Source organism: Pseudomonas sp. MD330_10, assembly GCF_042610415.1.
In the GTDB taxonomy this organism is placed as follows: Bacteria; Pseudomonadota; Gammaproteobacteria; order Pseudomonadales; family Pseudomonadaceae; genus Aquipseudomonas; species Aquipseudomonas rhodesiae.
This window is the reverse complement of the sequence record NZ_JBHGZU010000005.1, coordinates 1-15309: the sequence shown is the minus strand read 5'-3', so window position 1 is coordinate 15309 and position 15309 is coordinate 1. Positions and strand designations below refer to the sequence as shown.

Genomic DNA, 15309 nt, shown 5'->3' with positions numbered 1-15309 from the left:
GGAGGCTCCGGAAAATAGCGGTGATCAGGCGAGAAAATTCAGGCGTTTGAGTTCGAAATGTTCGAGTACCTGCGCCGCCTCGGCGCGGAAGTGCTGGATATGCGCACTCTGGTCGTGGGCGGCCAGGGCTGCGTCGTCGCGCCAACGTTCGAGCATGTAGAAGGTCCCGGGGTGTTGCTGGTCCTGATGCAGGTCGTACTGCTCGCAGCCGTCTTCACGGCGTGTGGGTTCAAGCAGACTGCGCAGCAGGGTTTCCAGGGCGGCCTGTTGGCCAGGTTTGGCGATCAGCGTGGCGATCACGTTAAAGGCAGCGGACATAAGCGACTCCTGGCACGTTAAACACGGGGTGGGCTGATGATTGGCTATTTCCCGCCATCATAAAAGCGGCTAAAACAGAGGGCTGTTTCAACGGAATTTTGATAATGCTGCGCTTCGATGATTTGCAATTGTTTGTACGAGCAGCGGACTTGGGCAGCCTGTCGGCAGCGGCGCGGGTGATGGACCTGTCGCCGGCGGTGGCCAGTGCGGCGCTCAAGCGCATTGAGCAGCAGTTGGGCGCGCGTTTGCTGGCGCGCTCCACCCGCAGCCTGCGCTTGACCGCCGAGGGCGAAGGGTTTCTGGAGTATGCCCGAGCTGCGTTGGGTTCCTTGGATGAGGGCCGGCGCTTGCTGGCCAGCGGTCAGGACCATGTCAGCGGCGTGCTGCAACTCTCGGCACCGTCGGACTTTGGCCGTAACCAATTACTGCCCTGGCTGGATGAGTTCCAGCGTGAACATCCGCAGCTCAACGTGCGCCTGTTGTTGGGTGATCGAATCGCCGACCTGTTTCGCCAACCGGTGGATATCGCCCTGCGCTACGGCGAACCCGAGGACTCCAGCCTGGTGGCGCTGCCCGTGGCGCCGAGCAACGTGCGTGTGCTATGCGCCGCCCCCAGTTATTTGGCGCGTCACGGCGAACCCCGTCACCTGGAACAACTGGCTCAGCACAATTGCCTGCTGTACATGCTCGGTAGCCGCGTGCATGACCATTGGGCGTTTCGCGACGGTAAGCGCGACATCAGTCTGACGGTCAGCGGCGACCGTTTCAGCGACGACGCCGATGTGGTGCGGCGCTGGGCGGTGGCCGGGGTGGGCATTGCCTACAAATCCTGGCTGGATGTGAGCACCGACGTGCTCGCCGGGCGCCTGCGCTTGATCCTCCCAGAGCTGCGCGGCGAGCCCACACCGCTCAATCTGCTGTGTGCCCATCGGGCGCAATTGAGCAAACCCGTCAACTTGCTGCGGGACATGCTGGTCACCCGTTGTGCGAACTTGACCGCGCAAATGCCGGAGCCAGCAGGGGCTGGGCAATAGCCTCCACCACAGCCAGAAATTTCACTCATGTTCTGTCCCTATTCGCGCTGTCAGACGCCGCGGAACCGGCCCATGGCGCACCTATACTTTGGCGCCAACCGCAGCAGAAAAGTGATTTAACAGGGAGTGAACCGATGGAAGCAGCACCTTGTATCAGTCAGATCGCCGGCTTGCTCGCCGAGCCGAAACGCGCCGCCATGCTCTGGGTTTTGATGGACGGCTCCGCTAAGACTTCAGAAGAACTCGCCAGGTTGACCGGGCTCTCGCCAGCGTCGGCCAATGCGCATTTGGCGCGGCTCACCGGCAGTGGCTTGCTACGGGCCGAGGCGCGGCGTGGCAAGCGTCTGTTTCGGGTGGCCGCCGCCGATGTCAGCCTCGCCATCGATGCGTTGGCCAGTACCACCCTGGCCAGTGCCGCCCGTGCCGCGCCCTGTTCGCCGGAACCGACGCTGTTGGCGCCGCCGTCACTGCGTCGGGCGCGACTGTGTCACGGCCATCTCGGCGGCGAGCTGGCGGCGGGGTTGTACGAGCGCATGATGGAGGCGAGGTGGATCGAGCGTTATGAACAACGCACCGATGTCACCGTCAAGGGGGCCCAGCAACTGGCGAACTTGGGCATTTTCACCCAGGCACTAAGCTCGCCGCTGACCTGCGATTGTTTCGACTGGAGTCAGCAGCATCCGCACTTGGGCGGTGCGCTGGGGGCGGGGTTGCTGCAATTGTTTCTGCAATCGAACTGGGTCAGCCTGATCAATGATTCCCAGGCGCTACAGGTCAGTGAGATCGGGCAGCAGGAAATCGACCGCCTGGCTGCGCCTGAATAGTCGTGGCGTCGTTGAGAGTTTTAATCAGGTCGCATCCAGCAAAAATCTGGAAAAAGCATGCCGCACACTCGTCCTCGGGCTTTTCTTACTGGGGGGGTGGCATGGGTATGCAAGGTTTTAGCGCAGCGGAACGCCTCGAACGGTTACCCATCAGCGGTTACCACCGAGTGATTTTTATCATCATTGCCTTGGCGTTTTTTTTTGACTCCATGGATCTTGCGATGATGACCTTCCTGTTGGGCTCGATCAAAACCGAGTTCGGGCTGAGCACCGCCCAGGCGGGGTTGCTCGCCAGTTCGAGTTTTTTCGGCATGGTGGTGGGGGCGTCGTTGTCCGGGATGCTCGCCGATCGCTTCGGGCGTAAGCCGGTGTTTCAGTGGAGCATCGTGCTGTGGGGCTTGGCCAGCTATCTGTGTTCCACGGCGCAGACCGTGGAGACATTGACGCTGTTTCGTATCCTGCTGGGGATCGGCATGGGCATGGAGTTTCCGATTGCGCAATCGATGCTGTCCGAGCTGATCCCGGCCAAGGCGCGCGGGCGCTATATCGCGTTGATGGATGGTTTCTGGCCGCTGGGCTTTGTGGCGGCGGGGGTGCTGTCGTATTTCCTGCTGCCGGTGATCGGCTGGCGTGACATCTTCCTGGTGTTGGCGGTGCCGGCGGTGTTTGTGTTGGCAATCCGTTTTTTCATCCCCGAATCGCCGCGCTGGTTGGAACAGGCCGGCCGCCATGACGCAGCGGACAAGGTGCTGATTGGGATCGAGAACAAAGTGCGTACCTCCCTGGGCCGCACCGACTTGCCGGAACCGATTCGCCTGCCACGGGTGCAGAGCGTGCCGGGGAATTTCTTTTCGGCATTCCAGCAATTGTGGTCCGCGCAGTATCGCCAGCGCACGCTGATGATCTGGAGCGTCTGGTTCTTTGCCCTGCTCGGTTTCTACGGGCTGACCTCGTGGCTGAGCGCGCTGTTGCAGCAGTCCGGTTTCGCGGTGACCCAATCGGTGTACTACACGGTGATCATTTCCCTGGGCGGGATCCCCGGCTTTTTGATGGCGGCCTGGTTGGTCGAGCGCTGGGGGCGTAAACCGGTGTGTGTGGTGACATTGCTCGGTGGCGGCTTGATGGCGTTTCTGTATGGGCAGAGTGCAGTGTTTGGCGGCAATGTCGGCTTGCTGATCACCACGGGGCTGTTGATGCAGTTCTTTTTGTTTGGCATGTGGGCGGTGCTCTACACCTACACGCCGGAGTTGTACCCCACGTCGGCGCGGGCGACCGGGTCCGGGTTTGCCTCGGCGATTGGCCGGGTCGGTTCGTTGCTGGGGCCGTTGGTGACCGGGCTGGTGTTTCCGGTGACCGGGCAGGGCGGAGTATTTGCCTTGGGCGCGCTATGTTTTGCGGTGGCGGCGCTGGTGGTGTGGGTATTTGGGATGGAAACCAAGGGCAAAACGTTGGAAGAGTTGGCCGAAGCCTGAAAACCGCTGCGCAAAAGAAGGGAGGGTGCAAGCACCCTCCCTTCTTTCGTTACGGCTTGATCAAGCGCGCATCCAGGCTGTTCTGGGCCAGGCGTTTGGCCTGATCCTGGGTCATGCCCAGTGATTCATACAGTGCATAGAAGTTTTCGGTGACATAACCGCCGAAGTACGCCGGGTCATCCGAATTCACCGTCACCTTCACGCCCCGCTCAAGCATGTCGAGGATGTTGTGCTGGGCCATGTCGTCGAACACGCAGAGCTTGGTGTTGGACAACGGGCACACGGTGAGCGGAATTTGCTCGTCGATGATGCGCTGCATCAGGCGCTCGTCTTCGATGGCGCGCACGCCGTGGTCGATACGCTGGATTTTCAGCAGGTCGAGGGCTTCCCAGATGTATTCCGGTGGGCCTTCTTCGCCGGCGTGTGCCACGGTGAGGAAGCCTTCATGGCGTGCGCGATCGAACACGCGCTGGAACTTGCTTGGCGGGTGGCCCATTTCCGAGCTGTCCAGGCCAACGGCCACGAACGCATCGCGGAACGGCAGGGCCTGGTCCAGGGTTTTCTCGGCATCTGCTTCACTCAGGTGGCGCAGGAAACTGAGGATCAAACCGCTGGTGATGCCCAATTGCTGCTCGCCATCTTTGAGCGCGGCGGCGATGCCGTTCAGCACCACCTCGAACGGGATGCCACGATCGGTGTGGGTTTGCGGATCGAAGAACGGCTCGGTGTGGATCACGTTCTGGGCTTTGCAGCGCAGCAGGTAGGCCCAGGTAAGGTCGTAAAAATCCTGGGAGGTGCGCAGCACATCGGCGCCCTGGTAGTACAGGTCGAGAAATTCTTGCAGGTTATTGAAGGCGTAGGCCTTGCGCAGGGTGTCGACGTCGTTCCACGGCAGCGCGATTTTATTGCGCTCGGCCAGGGCAAACAGCAGCTCAGGCTCCAGCGAACCCTCCAGGTGCAGGTGCAGTTCGGCCTTGGGCAGGGCGTTGAGCCAATCGTACATGTCTAAATTCTCATCAGGTGCAATCGCCGCATTCTACAGGCCATGGCTGAAATAATCGGCAAAACCTGACCAGCAGGAGAGTATTCGTTTTATTCGCGCAAGGGCGACGTGAACTAAGGTGTAACGAAACGTTAGCGGCGTGGCGCAGTCTGTACCCCATCAATGACTGATTTGCCGCATTAAAAGGCCCGGAATGCTCACATCCCTCAAGCAAGAAAAATTCATGCTGCTGGCGCTGATTGCCGCCATCGCCGCCTATCCGTTGGAGCATTGGATGCTGCACAGCGGGCAAATGGTGGCGCTGCTCGCGGGGCTGGCGCTGATCGCGTTTATCGTGATGGCTTCGATGCGTGTAGCCCACCACGCCGAGCAACTGGCGGAAAAAGTCGGCGACCCCTACGGCACTATGATCCTGACCCTCGCGGCCGTGCTGGTGGAGGTGGTGATCCTGGCGATCATGATGAGTAACGAACCTTCACCGACCCTGGTGCGCGACACCATTTACTCGGCGGTGATGCTCGACATCAACGGCATCCTTGGCCTCGCTGCGCTGATGGGCGGGATCAAGCATGGTGAACAGTCCTACAACGACGATTCTGCGCGGACCTACAGCGTGATGATCCTCACCGCCATGGGCGTGTCGATGGTGGTGCCGGAATTTATCCCCAGAGGCGATTGGAAAATTTACTCGGCCTTCACCATCGGCGCGATGGTGGTGCTGTACACCTTGTTCCTGAGGATGCAGGTGGGGCCGCACAGTTACTTCTTCAGTTACAGCTACCCGGAAAAACGCCGTAAGCAGTTGCCGGCAGACGCGGAAGCGCCGCCGGTCAGCCTGGCGTTTTCCATTGGCACTTTGGTGTTCGGTGTGGTGGTGATTGGTGCGTTGGCAGAGGTCATGTCCAAGACTCTCGACCTTGGCCTGGAAGGCACGGGCGCGCCGCCGGTAGTGACGGCGATTGTGGTGGCGGCGATTTCGGCGGCGCCGGAAATTCTGACGGCATTGCGCGCCGCGTTGGCCAACCGTATGCAGTCGGTGGTCAACATCGCGTTGGGTGCTTCGTTGTCAACAGTGATCCTGACCGTGCCGGTAATGGAGGCCATGGCGCTCTACACCGGCCAGCCGTTCCAGATGGCAATGACCCCCGTGCAAACCGTGATGGTGTTTATCACGCTGATCGTCAGCGCGATCAACCTCAACGATGGCGAAACAAACGCCATCGAAGGGATGACCCACTTTGTGCTGTTTGCGACGTTTATCATGTTGTCGCTGCTGGGCCTGTAAGCGCAGCAGCGTAAGGTGGGTGAGGACGCCGGGATCAGCTCCCGGCGATCAACGCCCGCGCCGCCTGGCTGTGATCGGCAATCAAGCCTTTCAGATCCAGGCCTTCCACCTGCCCGTCGATGACTCGCCACTGCCCGCCGACCATCACCCGATCCGCTCGGTCCGCGCCGCACAGCAGCAGCGCCGAGATCGGATCATGGCTGCCGGAAAAGCGCAGCTCATCCAGCTTGAACAGCGCCAGGTCGGCTTGTTTGCCAACGGCCAACTCGCCTATATCCGTACGCCCCAACAACTGCGCCGAGCCTTTAGTGGCCCAGCCGAGCACGCCTTCGGGGGTGATGTGCTGCGCGCCATAACGCAAGCGCTGGATATACAGGGCCTGGCGCGCTTCGAGGATCATGTTCGACGCGTCGTTGGAGGCCGAGCCGTCCACACCCAGGCCGATTGGCGCGCCGGCGGCGATCAGGTCCAGGGTCGGGCAGATGCCCGAAGCCAAGCGCATATTGGAGCTTGGGCAGTGACAGATACCGGTACCGGCCTCGCCCAGGCGCGCGATTTCATCCGGGTTGAAGTGAATGCCGTGGGCCAGCCAGGTGCGCTGGCCGAGCCAGCCGACGCTGTCGAGGTAGTCCACCGTGCGCAGGCCGAAGCGCTGCAGGCAGAAGTTTTCTTCGTCGAGGGTTTCGGCCAGATGGGTGTGCAGGCGCACATCGAGTTGAGTGGCCAATTCGGCACTGGCGCGCATGATTTCCGGCGTGACTGAAAACGGCGAGCAGGGTGCCAGGGCGATCTGGATCTGCGCGCCGTCGCCGCGCTGGTGGTAGGCGCGGATCAGGCGTTGGCTGTCGTCCAGGATCACTTGGCCTTGTTGCACGGTTTGCTGCGGTGGCAGGCCGCCATCGGCTTCGCCCAAGCTCATGGAGCCGCGGGTGAGCGTGGCGCGCATGCCCAGTTCGCGCACGCTGTCCACTTGCACATCGATGGCGTGTTCCAGGCCGTCGGGGAACAAGTAGTGATGGTCGGCCGCAGTGGTGCAGCCGGACAGCAACAGCTCGGCCAATGCTACTTTACTGGCCAGGGCGAGTTTTTCCGGGGTCAGCCGCGCCCATACCGGGTAAAGGGTTTTCAGCCACGGAAACAACGGCTGATTGACTACCGGCGCCCAGGCACGGGTGAGGGTCTGGTAGAAGTGATGGTGTGTGTTGATCAGGCCCGGCAGGACCACATGTTCACGGGCATCGAAGACCTGTTCGCAAGGTTGCGCAGGGACTTGGCCAGCCGATAGCACTTCGGCGATCACACCGTTTTGCAGCACCAGGCCGCCACGGGCATCGAGGCCATTGGCAGTGAAAATCGCGAGGGGGTTTTTTAACCAGATACGGGTCGCAGGCATTGGCCGGCTCCTCTGAATGATGGGTTCAGGTTTGCCAGCTCAGTGTTGCCCTGTCTGCTGATCCAGGGTCGCCGGTGGGGGCGAGGGGCTAGAGTACGTGGAGTTCGGTTTGTAGGAAAGCGGATTGATTTGTGTGGGAGGGATAAGCCCCTCCCACATTTTTTTCGTGTGTACTTACCAGGCGATTGTGTCGCCTTTGTAGTCCACGAAATGATGGCCACCTTTGCCGGCGAAGGCATTCACTTGATCCACCAGACCACGCACGCTGGTATCGACATCAATATGGGCGTTTTCGCCGCCCATGTCGGTTTTGACCCAGCCCGGGTGCATCGACAGCACCGTTAGCCGGTGGTCGCCCAATTGGGTGATAAAGCTGTTGGTCATGGAATTGAGCGCAGCCTTACTGGCTTTGTACAGCGCCATCTCCGAGCCGTCGGGAATGGTGACGCTGCCCAGCACCGAACTCATGAACGCCAACACACCGCTGTCTTTGCGGATTTGCCCGACAAAACGCTGGGCCAGGTTGATCGGCGCTACGGCGTTGGTGAAGAACAGCTGGCCGACTTCGGCCAGGGTGGCGTGGCCGGGTTCCTGATTGTCCGGGCCTTTGACGCCGGCATTGATGAACAGCAGATCGAAGGTGCGCTCTTTGAGGCGCTGGTTCAGGGCGATCACGGCTTGTTGATCGTCCATGTCGAGTTTCTCGATCTGCACCGGGCCAACGGCTTTCAGCGCATCGGCTTTGCTCGGATCGCGCACGGTGGCGGTCACGTCCCAGCCGTCCTGGAGCAGTTGCTTGACCAGGCCAAGACCCAGCCCGCGGGAGGCGCCGATGATCAGTGCGGTTTTTGGCGTAGACATGAAAGGCTTCCTTTGAAATCGCGGTTCAGGGAGATTCAGCGCACAACAGTAGCAGTTTCAGCGTTGCAGGAGGATGCGGCCACGGCTCAAGTCTGCGAGCTGGGTTTGCAGGGTTTCGATCTGCGCTTCCCCCAGGGCCAGATGCAATTCGACACCATTGGCGGTGAAGGTTTCTTCCACCACCAGCCCGCCCAATTCGGCCACGCGCAGTTTGACCAGGTTCAATTCGGAGAAGCCGCACGCACAACGCAACGGCACGCGGCTGATCAGCTCGATGCGCTCGGCGTTTTGTAAGCATTTATTCGCGCCACCGCCATAGGCACGGGCAAGCCCACCGGTGCCCAGTTGGATACCGCCGTACCAGCGGATGACCAGCACGGCGACCTGGTCAAAACCTTGGGCCTCGATGGCGGCCAGGATCGGTCGCCCGGCCGTGCCGCCGGGTTCGCCGTCGTCGTTGCTGCGGTATTGATCGCCCAATTTCCAGGCCCAGCAGTTGTGCGTGGCATCGAGAACGCTGTGCTCCTGAAAAAACGCCTGGGCGTCCTGTGGGCTGGTGATCGGCACAGCGAGGGTGATAAAGCGGCTTTTGCGTATCTCTTCACGAAACTCGCAAAGGCCGGTGAGCGTGAAAGGCATAAGTTGCTTCGTCTAGAGGGCCGGCTTGATGCCGCAGCCTTTGAGAATGATATGGATCAGGTTGGTGCCGGCGTCTTCCATGTCTTGTTTGGTCAGGCGCGTACGCCCGGTGACGCGGCAGATCTGGGTAGCGAAATCGGCGTAGTGCTGGGTGCTGCCCCACAGCAGGAAGATCAGGTGCACGGGGTCCACGGGGTCCATTTTGCCGGCGTCGATCCAGGCCTGGAACACCGCCGCACGCCCGCTGAACCAGGCGCGGTAGTCCTGGCTGAAATATTCTGTGAGGCATTCGCCGCCGCTGATGATTTCCATGGCGAAGATCCGCGAGGCCTGGGGCTGGCGCCGTGAGAACTCCATCTTGGTGCGGATGTAGCGGGTCAGGGCCTCGGCGGGATCGTCCTCGGCGGTCAGCGTGTTGAAGGTGCTGTCCCATAGCTCAAGGATATTGCTGAGCACCGCGATATACAGGCCCAGTTTATTGGTGAAGTAGTAGTGCAAGTTGGCCTTGGGCAGCCCGGCGCTGGCAGCAATGGTGTTCATGCTGGTGCCCTTGTAGCCATGGCGCGCGAACTCATCCTCAGCAGCCTGGAGAATCGCTTGTTCGTTCTTTTGCCGGATGCGGCTGGCGGGCTTACCGGCGTGGTGGCTGTGGGCAGGAACTTCGAGGCTCATGGAGATTACCGTGCTGATCGATAGAGACGACGTGTGCACAGATAACCCACCCTCAAGCCCCAGACAAGTCCCGATGCAATAAAACCGTCAAAGCGGCTCCAGCGTGTCGCTTTCGGTTGCGTGGTTTACGGCGGCGCCGGGGGTTTTGGCCTCCGGCAATAGCACGCACAACACAATCGCGGTCAGGCCGCCGCTGGTGATGGCGGAATCGAACAGATTCTGTATCAGCGCGGGCATCAGGTGTAGCAGGTTTGGCTGGGCAGCGATCCCCAGGCCGACGCCGAACGAAGTTGCGATGATCAGCATGCTGCGCCGGTCCAGTGGCGCCTGCGCGAGGATGCGCACCCCGGCGGCGGCGACACTGCCGAACATCACCAGGGTCGCGCCGCCCAATACCGGCTTGGGGATTTGCTGCAGCACGGCCCCAATCAGCGGAAACAAACCGAGGCAGAACAGCACCACGCCGATATATAAGCCGACGTAACGGCTGGCGACGCCGGTGAGTTGGATCACCCCGTTGTTCTGCGCGAAGGTAGTGTTGGGGAACGCACTGAAGGTGGCGGCGATCATGCAGCTCACCCCGTCACCCAGCACGCCGCCTTTGAGCCGGCTTATATAGGAAGGGCCACTGATGGGTTGGCGGGCGATCATGCAATTGGCAGTCAGGTCGCCGACAGTTTCGATGCTGCTGATCAGATAGATCAGCGCAATCGGCAGGAAAGCGCTCCAGTCGAAGTTGAAACCAAACCGAAACGGTATCGGCAAGCTGACCAGAGGCAAGTCCGGCAAGGCCTGAGGCACCAGTTTGCCGCTGAACCAGGCCGCCAGACTGCCCAGGGCCAGGCCGATGATAATCGCCGAAAGCCGCACCCACGGTGTGTTCGAGCGATTGAGCAGAATGATCGTTAGCACCACGAACAGCCCCAATGCCAGGTTGGTCGGAGCGCCGAAATCGGCGGCGTTGAAACCGCCGCCCAGGTCGGTAATGCCGACCTTGATCAGGCTGATGCCGATCAGCGTTATCACGATGCCGGTGACCAGCGGCGTAATTACCCGGCGCAACTGCCCGATAAAGCGGCTGAGGACGATCTGCACGGCCGCGCCGAAAAAGCACACGCCGAAGATCATCGCCATGATGTCTTCCGGGCTGCCGCCGCGTTGCTTGACCAGAAAACCGGCTGACAGCACCGCGCCGAGAAACGCAAAGCTGGTGCCTTGCAGGCAGATCATTCCGGCGCCGATACCAAACGGCCTACGCGCTTGGATGAAGGTGCCCACACCGGAAACCATCAACGCCATGCTGATCAGGTAGGGCAAATGCGCGGTAAGGCCGAGGGTGGAGCCGATGATCAGCGGCGGAGTGATGATACCGACGAAGGCGGCCAACACATGCTGCAAGGCGGCCAATAGGGCGGGGGCGGGTTTTGGGCGGTCGTTGAGACCGTAGATCAGGTCGCTGGGGCTGGAGGATTCTGGTGGCATGGCGGGCAAACTCAAGGCGGACGGTTCTAGGTCCTGATGCCCTTGCAAAAAGCTGTCCAGTTGCTCAGCTTTTGCGCCGAGGCCCGATTTAGCGTGTTGCAGCCAAGCTGTCGAGAAAGCTTTCCAGCACCAAATGAGGGCGACGGCCCTTGCGCGTGACCGATGCCAGGCTCAAATCGTAAAAACGTGTAGCCGGTTTCAGCGCACGCAGTCGGCCTTGTTGTACCCATAGGTTGGCGTAGTGATCAGGTAAATAGCCGATATAGCGACCAGTGAGGATCAGAAACGCCATGCCTTCGCGGTCCGACGCGCTGGCGGTGCAGTTGAGCGCCTGGTAGTGAGCCTGGATGTCTGCGGGCAGGCGAAAGGTCGGGGCGATTGCGTCCTGGCTATCGATGCGGGTGTCGTCCAGCGCTTTGTCGTCGGCATAGAACAGCGGATGACCGACTGCGCAGTAAAGCAGCGAACGTTCGCTGTAGAGCGGCTGGTATTCCAGGCCGGACAGCGCGCTGGCTTGGGGCACAACTCCCACATGCAGGCGGCCGTCGAGTACGCCTTGCTCCACTTCGTTGGGTGCGATCATGCGGATCTGAATCTGCACGTCCGGGCCCCGTTCCTTCAATTGTGCCAAGGCGTGTGTGATGCGCATGTGAGGCAGGGTGACAAGGTTGTCGGTGAGACCGATGATTAATTCGCCGCGTAAGTGCTGGTGCAGGCCGTTGACCTCGGTGCGAAAACTTTCCAGCGCGCTCAACAACTGCAGGGCCGACTGGTACACCTCGCGCCCTTCCTCCGTGAGCGAAAACCCCGCGCGGCCACGCTGGCAGAGCCTCAATCCCAGCCGCTGTTCAAGGTCGCTCATTTGCTGGCTGATGGCCGAGCGCCCGATGCCGAGCACGGTTTCTGCCGCCGAGAACCCGCCGCATTCCACCACGCTGCGAAAGATGCGCAATAAGCGGATATCAAAGTCGCTGACTTGAGCCAGGGGATCGGGACGACGGATGCTCATAGTTTAGTGAAGCCCTGACTGAAGGTTAGAAAAGTTGGATTTCACCGACTTTATCGCCATGGCAATTTAGCTGCAAGAACGCTTTCAATCCCGACGCTGCCTTTTGCCCTGCGAGGTTTTGCTGATGAATATGCCTGAAAACGCCCCTTCGTCCCTGGCCAGCCAACTCAAGTTGGATGCGCATTGGATGCCGTATACCGCTAACCGTAATTTCCAGCGCGATCCACGCCTGATCGTGGCCGCAGAGGGTAGCTGGCTGACGGATGACAAGGGGCGCAAGGTCTACGATTCGTTATCAGGCCTGTGGACCTGCGGCGCCGGGCACACCCGCAAAGAAATTCAGGAAGCGGTGGCCAAGCAATTGGGCACGTTGGACTACTCGCCGGGCTTCCAATATGGTCATCCGCTGTCCTTTCAACTGGCGGAAAAGATTACCGATCTGACCCCCGGAAACCTCAATCATGTGTTTTTCACCGATTCTGGCTCCGAGTGCGCCGACACCGCGGTGAAGATGGTGCGGGCTTACTGGCGCTTAAAAGGCCAGGCCACCAAGACCAAGATGATAGGCCGCGCACGGGGTTATCACGGGGTGAACATCGCCGGCACCAGCCTTGGCGGTGTGAACGGTAACCGTAAGATGTTTGGCCAGGCGCTGATGGATGTTGACCATCTCCCGCACACCTTGCTGGCAAGCAATGCGTTTTCCCGCGGCATGCCTGAGCAGGGCGGCATCGCCTTGGCAGATGAGTTGCTCAAGTTGATCGAGCTGCATGACGCGTCGAACATCGCCGCGGTGTTCGTCGAGCCGATGGCCGGTTCGGCGGGCGTGCTGGTGCCGCCACAGGGTTACCTCAAGCGCCTGCGCGAGATCTGCGATCAGCACAATATCCTGCTGGTATTCGATGAAGTGATCACCGGTTTCGGCCGCACCGGCTCGATGTTCGGTGCGGACAGCTTTGGTGTGACCCCGGACTTGATGTGCATCGCCAAACAAGTCACCAACGGCGCGATCCCCATGGGCGCAGTGATTGCCAGCAGCGAGATCTATCAAACCTTCATGAACCAGGCGACGCCGGAGTACGCAGTGGAGTTCCCCCACGGCTACACCTACTCGGCGCACCCGGTCGCTTGCGCGGCGGGCCTGGCGGCGTTGGACCTATTGCAGAAGGAAAACCTGGTGCAGAGCGTAGCCGAAGTCGCTCCGCACTTTGAGAATGCGCTGCACGGTTTGAAGGGCAGCAAGAACGTAATCGACATTCGCAACTATGGCCTGGCCGGCGCGATCCAGATCGCCCCGCGTGACGGAGACGCCATTGTGCGTCCATTCGAGGCCGGCATGGCTTTGTGGAAGGCGGGGTTCTACGTGCGCTTCGGTGGCGACACGCTGCAGTTCGGGCCAACCTTCAACAGCAAGCCGCAGGACCTGGATCGCTTGTTCGACGCGGTCGGCGACGTGCTGAACAAAATCGACTGATTTCTCCTTCTATATAGAACAACTTTTCAGGAGCCCTGCATGAGCCTTATCCAGCATTTGATCAATGGCGAGTTGGTCAATGACAGCGGTCGCAGCGCTGATGTGTATAACCCGTCCACCGGCCAGGTGATTCACCAAGTGCCGTTGGCCAGCCGTGAAACTATCCAGCGTGCAATCGACTCAGCGAAGGCGGCCTTTCCGGCCTGGCGCAATACGCCGGCGGCTAAGCGCGCTCAGGTGATGTTTCGTTTCAAGCAATTGCTGGAGCAGAACGAAGCCCGCATCTCGCAGTTGATCAGCGAGGAGCATGGCAAAACGTTGGAAGATGCCGCCGGCGAGCTCAAGCGCGGGATCGAAAACGTCGAGTATGCGTGCTCGGCGCCGGAGATTCTCAAGGGCGAATACAGCCGTAACGTTGGGCCGAACATTGATGCGTGGTCAGACTTCCAGCCCCTGGGTGTAGTGGCCGGTATTACGCCGTTCAATTTCCCGGCGATGGTGCCTTTGTGGATGTACCCGTTGGCGATCGTCTGCGGCAACTGCTTCATTCTCAAACCTTCGGAGCGCGATCCAAGCTCGACGCTGCTGATCGCACAACTGTTGCAAGAAGCCGGTCTGCCCAAAGGCGTCCTCAGTGTGGTGCACGGAGACAAAGGGGCGGTGGATGCGTTGATCGAAGCGCCTGAAGTAAAAGCATTGAGCTTTGTAGGATCGACGCCGATTGCTGAGTACATCTATTCCGAAGCGACCAAACGCGGCAAGCGTGTACAGGCGCTGGGCGGAGCGAAGAACCATGCGGTGTTGATGCCGGACGCCGATCTGGATAACGCGGTCAGTGCCTTGATGGGGGCTGCCTACGGATCATGCGGCGAGCGTTGCATGGCGATCTCGGTGGCGGTGTGCGTGGGGGACCAGGTCGCCGATGCTTTGATTGCCAAGTTGGTGCCGCAGGTCAAGGCATTGAAGATTGGCGCAGGCACCTCTTGCGGCCTGGATATGGGGCCGTTGGTCACTGGGCAGGCGCGGGACAAGGTCAGCGGCTATATAGAAGACGGCGTGGGTGCCGGCGCTGAGCTGGTGGTCGATGGTCGCGGGTTGAGTGTTGCCGGTCATGAGCAGGGCTTCTTCCTCGGCGGTAGCCTGTTTGATCGCGTAACCCCTGAGATGCGTATCTATAAAGAAGAGATCTTTGGGCCGGTGTTGTGCGTGGTTCGGGTAGACAGCCTGGAAGCTGCGATGCAACTGATCAATGATCACGAGTATGGCAACGGCACTTGTATCTTCACCCGTGATGGTGAAGCGGCACGTCTGTTCTGTGACGAAATCGAAGTGGGCATGGTGGGTGTGAACGTTCCGCTGCCGGTGCCGGTGGCTTATCACAGCTCTGGTGGCTGGAAGCGATCGCTGTTTGGCGACTTGCATGCGTATGGGCCGGATGGTGTGCGCTTTTACACTCGGCGCAAGGCGATTACCCAGCGTTGGCCGCAGCGGGCCAGTCATGAAGCGTCACAGTTTGCTTTTCCCAGCCTTTAGCCCTCGTTGGCTAGGCGGGAAGCCGGCCCATTAGGGCCGGCTTTCGTGCTTTGGGGCGTTTTTTGACCAGTACGACAGAAATATGAAAATAGTGGTTGACGGCAGATTCCAGAAGTCTATAATTCGCCCCACTTCCGGCGCAGTCGAAACGGAAAACTCCTTGGTAAACAAAGAGTTACGCAAGATTCGACAGCGGATCGCTTCAGTTCATCGAAGCCCAGAAGGAGTTGGTGGAGCAGTGTTGTTTGGCTCTATTAACGTTTCGATCTTCTCGATCGAAAGCGGAGAAAAAGAGGTGTTGACAGCAGCG

Annotated in this window: 15 protein-coding genes; 7 read left to right on the top strand and 8 right to left on the bottom strand. The window is 60.2% G+C overall.

All coding sequences use genetic code 11. The features are described 5' to 3' along the window. Nucleotides 1-24 precede the first annotated feature (24 nt). The gene (locus ACFZPT_RS09460) at nucleotides 25-318 is read right to left on the bottom strand and encodes a putative quinol monooxygenase (RefSeq protein WP_099312888.1); all 294 of its coding nucleotides are present in this window, start codon (nucleotides 316-318) and stop codon (nucleotides 25-27) included. Nucleotides 319-422: 104 nt separating this feature from the next. Between ACFZPT_RS09460 and ACFZPT_RS09455 the strand changes: the two genes are divergently transcribed. The 3 genes from ACFZPT_RS09455 to ACFZPT_RS09445 all read left to right on the top strand — a co-directional run bounded on the left by ACFZPT_RS09455 (nucleotide 423) and on the right by ACFZPT_RS09445 (nucleotide 3648). Beyond that, nucleotides 423-1352 carry a LysR family transcriptional regulator gene (locus ACFZPT_RS09455; protein ID WP_034095726.1) on the top strand — a complete coding sequence of 310 codons (930 nt, stop codon included), beginning with the start codon at nucleotides 423-425 and terminating at the stop codon, nucleotides 1350-1352. Nucleotides 1353-1486: 134 nt separating this feature from the next. Continuing rightward, nucleotides 1487-2176: a helix-turn-helix transcriptional regulator gene (locus tag ACFZPT_RS09450; protein ID WP_034095727.1), complete on the top strand. Its 690-nt coding sequence runs from the start codon at nucleotides 1487-1489 to the stop codon at nucleotides 2174-2176. 101 nt (nucleotides 2177-2277) lie between these two features. Then, the gene (locus tag ACFZPT_RS09445; RefSeq protein WP_034095728.1) at nucleotides 2278-3648 is read left to right on the top strand and encodes an MFS transporter; all 1371 of its coding nucleotides are present in this window, start codon (nucleotides 2278-2280) and stop codon (nucleotides 3646-3648) included. A 49-nt stretch (nucleotides 3649-3697) separates the two neighbouring features. Here the strand turns inward: ACFZPT_RS09445 and ACFZPT_RS09440 are convergent, their stop codons facing one another. Further along, the gene (locus tag ACFZPT_RS09440) at nucleotides 3698-4651 is read right to left on the bottom strand and encodes an adenosine deaminase (protein WP_034095729.1); all 954 of its coding nucleotides are present in this window, start codon (nucleotides 4649-4651) and stop codon (nucleotides 3698-3700) included. Nucleotides 4652-4844: 193 nt separating this feature from the next. Between ACFZPT_RS09440 and ACFZPT_RS09435 the strand changes: the two genes are divergently transcribed. Then, nucleotides 4845-5936, top strand: coding sequence for a calcium:proton antiporter (locus ACFZPT_RS09435; protein WP_034111618.1), 1092 nt, complete (start codon nucleotides 4845-4847; stop codon nucleotides 5934-5936). A 34-nt stretch (nucleotides 5937-5970) separates the two neighbouring features. Here the strand turns inward: ACFZPT_RS09435 and ACFZPT_RS09430 are convergent, their stop codons facing one another. From ACFZPT_RS09430 to ACFZPT_RS09405, 6 genes are all read right to left on the bottom strand, one after another. Continuing rightward, a complete protein-coding gene (locus tag ACFZPT_RS09430) occupies nucleotides 5971-7329 on the bottom strand; it encodes an 8-oxoguanine deaminase (RefSeq protein WP_099312887.1) in 1359 nt (452 codons plus the stop codon). Between the two features lie 174 nt (nucleotides 7330-7503). Next, nucleotides 7504-8190, bottom strand: coding sequence for an SDR family oxidoreductase (locus ACFZPT_RS09425; protein ID WP_034111622.1), 687 nt, complete (start codon nucleotides 8188-8190; stop codon nucleotides 7504-7506). Between the two features lie 57 nt (nucleotides 8191-8247). Continuing rightward, entirely contained in the window at nucleotides 8248-8829 is a 582-nt protein-coding gene (locus tag ACFZPT_RS09420) for a YigZ family protein (protein ID WP_047881369.1), read from the bottom strand. Nucleotides 8830-8841: 12 nt separating this feature from the next. Further along, the gene (locus ACFZPT_RS09415) at nucleotides 8842-9501 is read right to left on the bottom strand and encodes a TetR/AcrR family transcriptional regulator (RefSeq protein WP_034095734.1); all 660 of its coding nucleotides are present in this window, start codon (nucleotides 9499-9501) and stop codon (nucleotides 8842-8844) included. Between the two features lie 87 nt (nucleotides 9502-9588). After that, nucleotides 9589-10983 (bottom strand): uracil-xanthine permease family protein, encoded by a 1395-nt coding sequence (locus ACFZPT_RS09410; protein ID WP_034111625.1) that lies wholly within the window; start codon nucleotides 10981-10983, stop codon nucleotides 9589-9591. An 88-nt stretch (nucleotides 10984-11071) separates the two neighbouring features. Further along, the gene (locus ACFZPT_RS09405; RefSeq protein WP_034095736.1) at nucleotides 11072-11992 is read right to left on the bottom strand and encodes a LysR family transcriptional regulator; all 921 of its coding nucleotides are present in this window, start codon (nucleotides 11990-11992) and stop codon (nucleotides 11072-11074) included. A gap of 124 nt (nucleotides 11993-12116) precedes the next feature. On the opposite strand from ACFZPT_RS09405, the gene ACFZPT_RS09400 reads away from it, so the two are divergent. From ACFZPT_RS09400 to ACFZPT_RS09390, 3 genes are all read left to right on the top strand, one after another. Then, nucleotides 12117-13466 carry an aspartate aminotransferase family protein gene (locus tag ACFZPT_RS09400; RefSeq protein WP_040265109.1) on the top strand — a complete coding sequence of 450 codons (1350 nt, stop codon included), beginning with the start codon at nucleotides 12117-12119 and terminating at the stop codon, nucleotides 13464-13466. Nucleotides 13467-13505: 39 nt separating this feature from the next. Then, a complete protein-coding gene (locus ACFZPT_RS09395) occupies nucleotides 13506-14999 on the top strand; it encodes a CoA-acylating methylmalonate-semialdehyde dehydrogenase (RefSeq protein ID WP_379555273.1) in 1494 nt (497 codons plus the stop codon). 82 nt (nucleotides 15000-15081) lie between these two features. Further along, nucleotides 15082-15309 (top strand): hypothetical protein (locus ACFZPT_RS09390; RefSeq protein WP_379555274.1); only part of this gene is annotated, 228 nt, incomplete at its 3' end.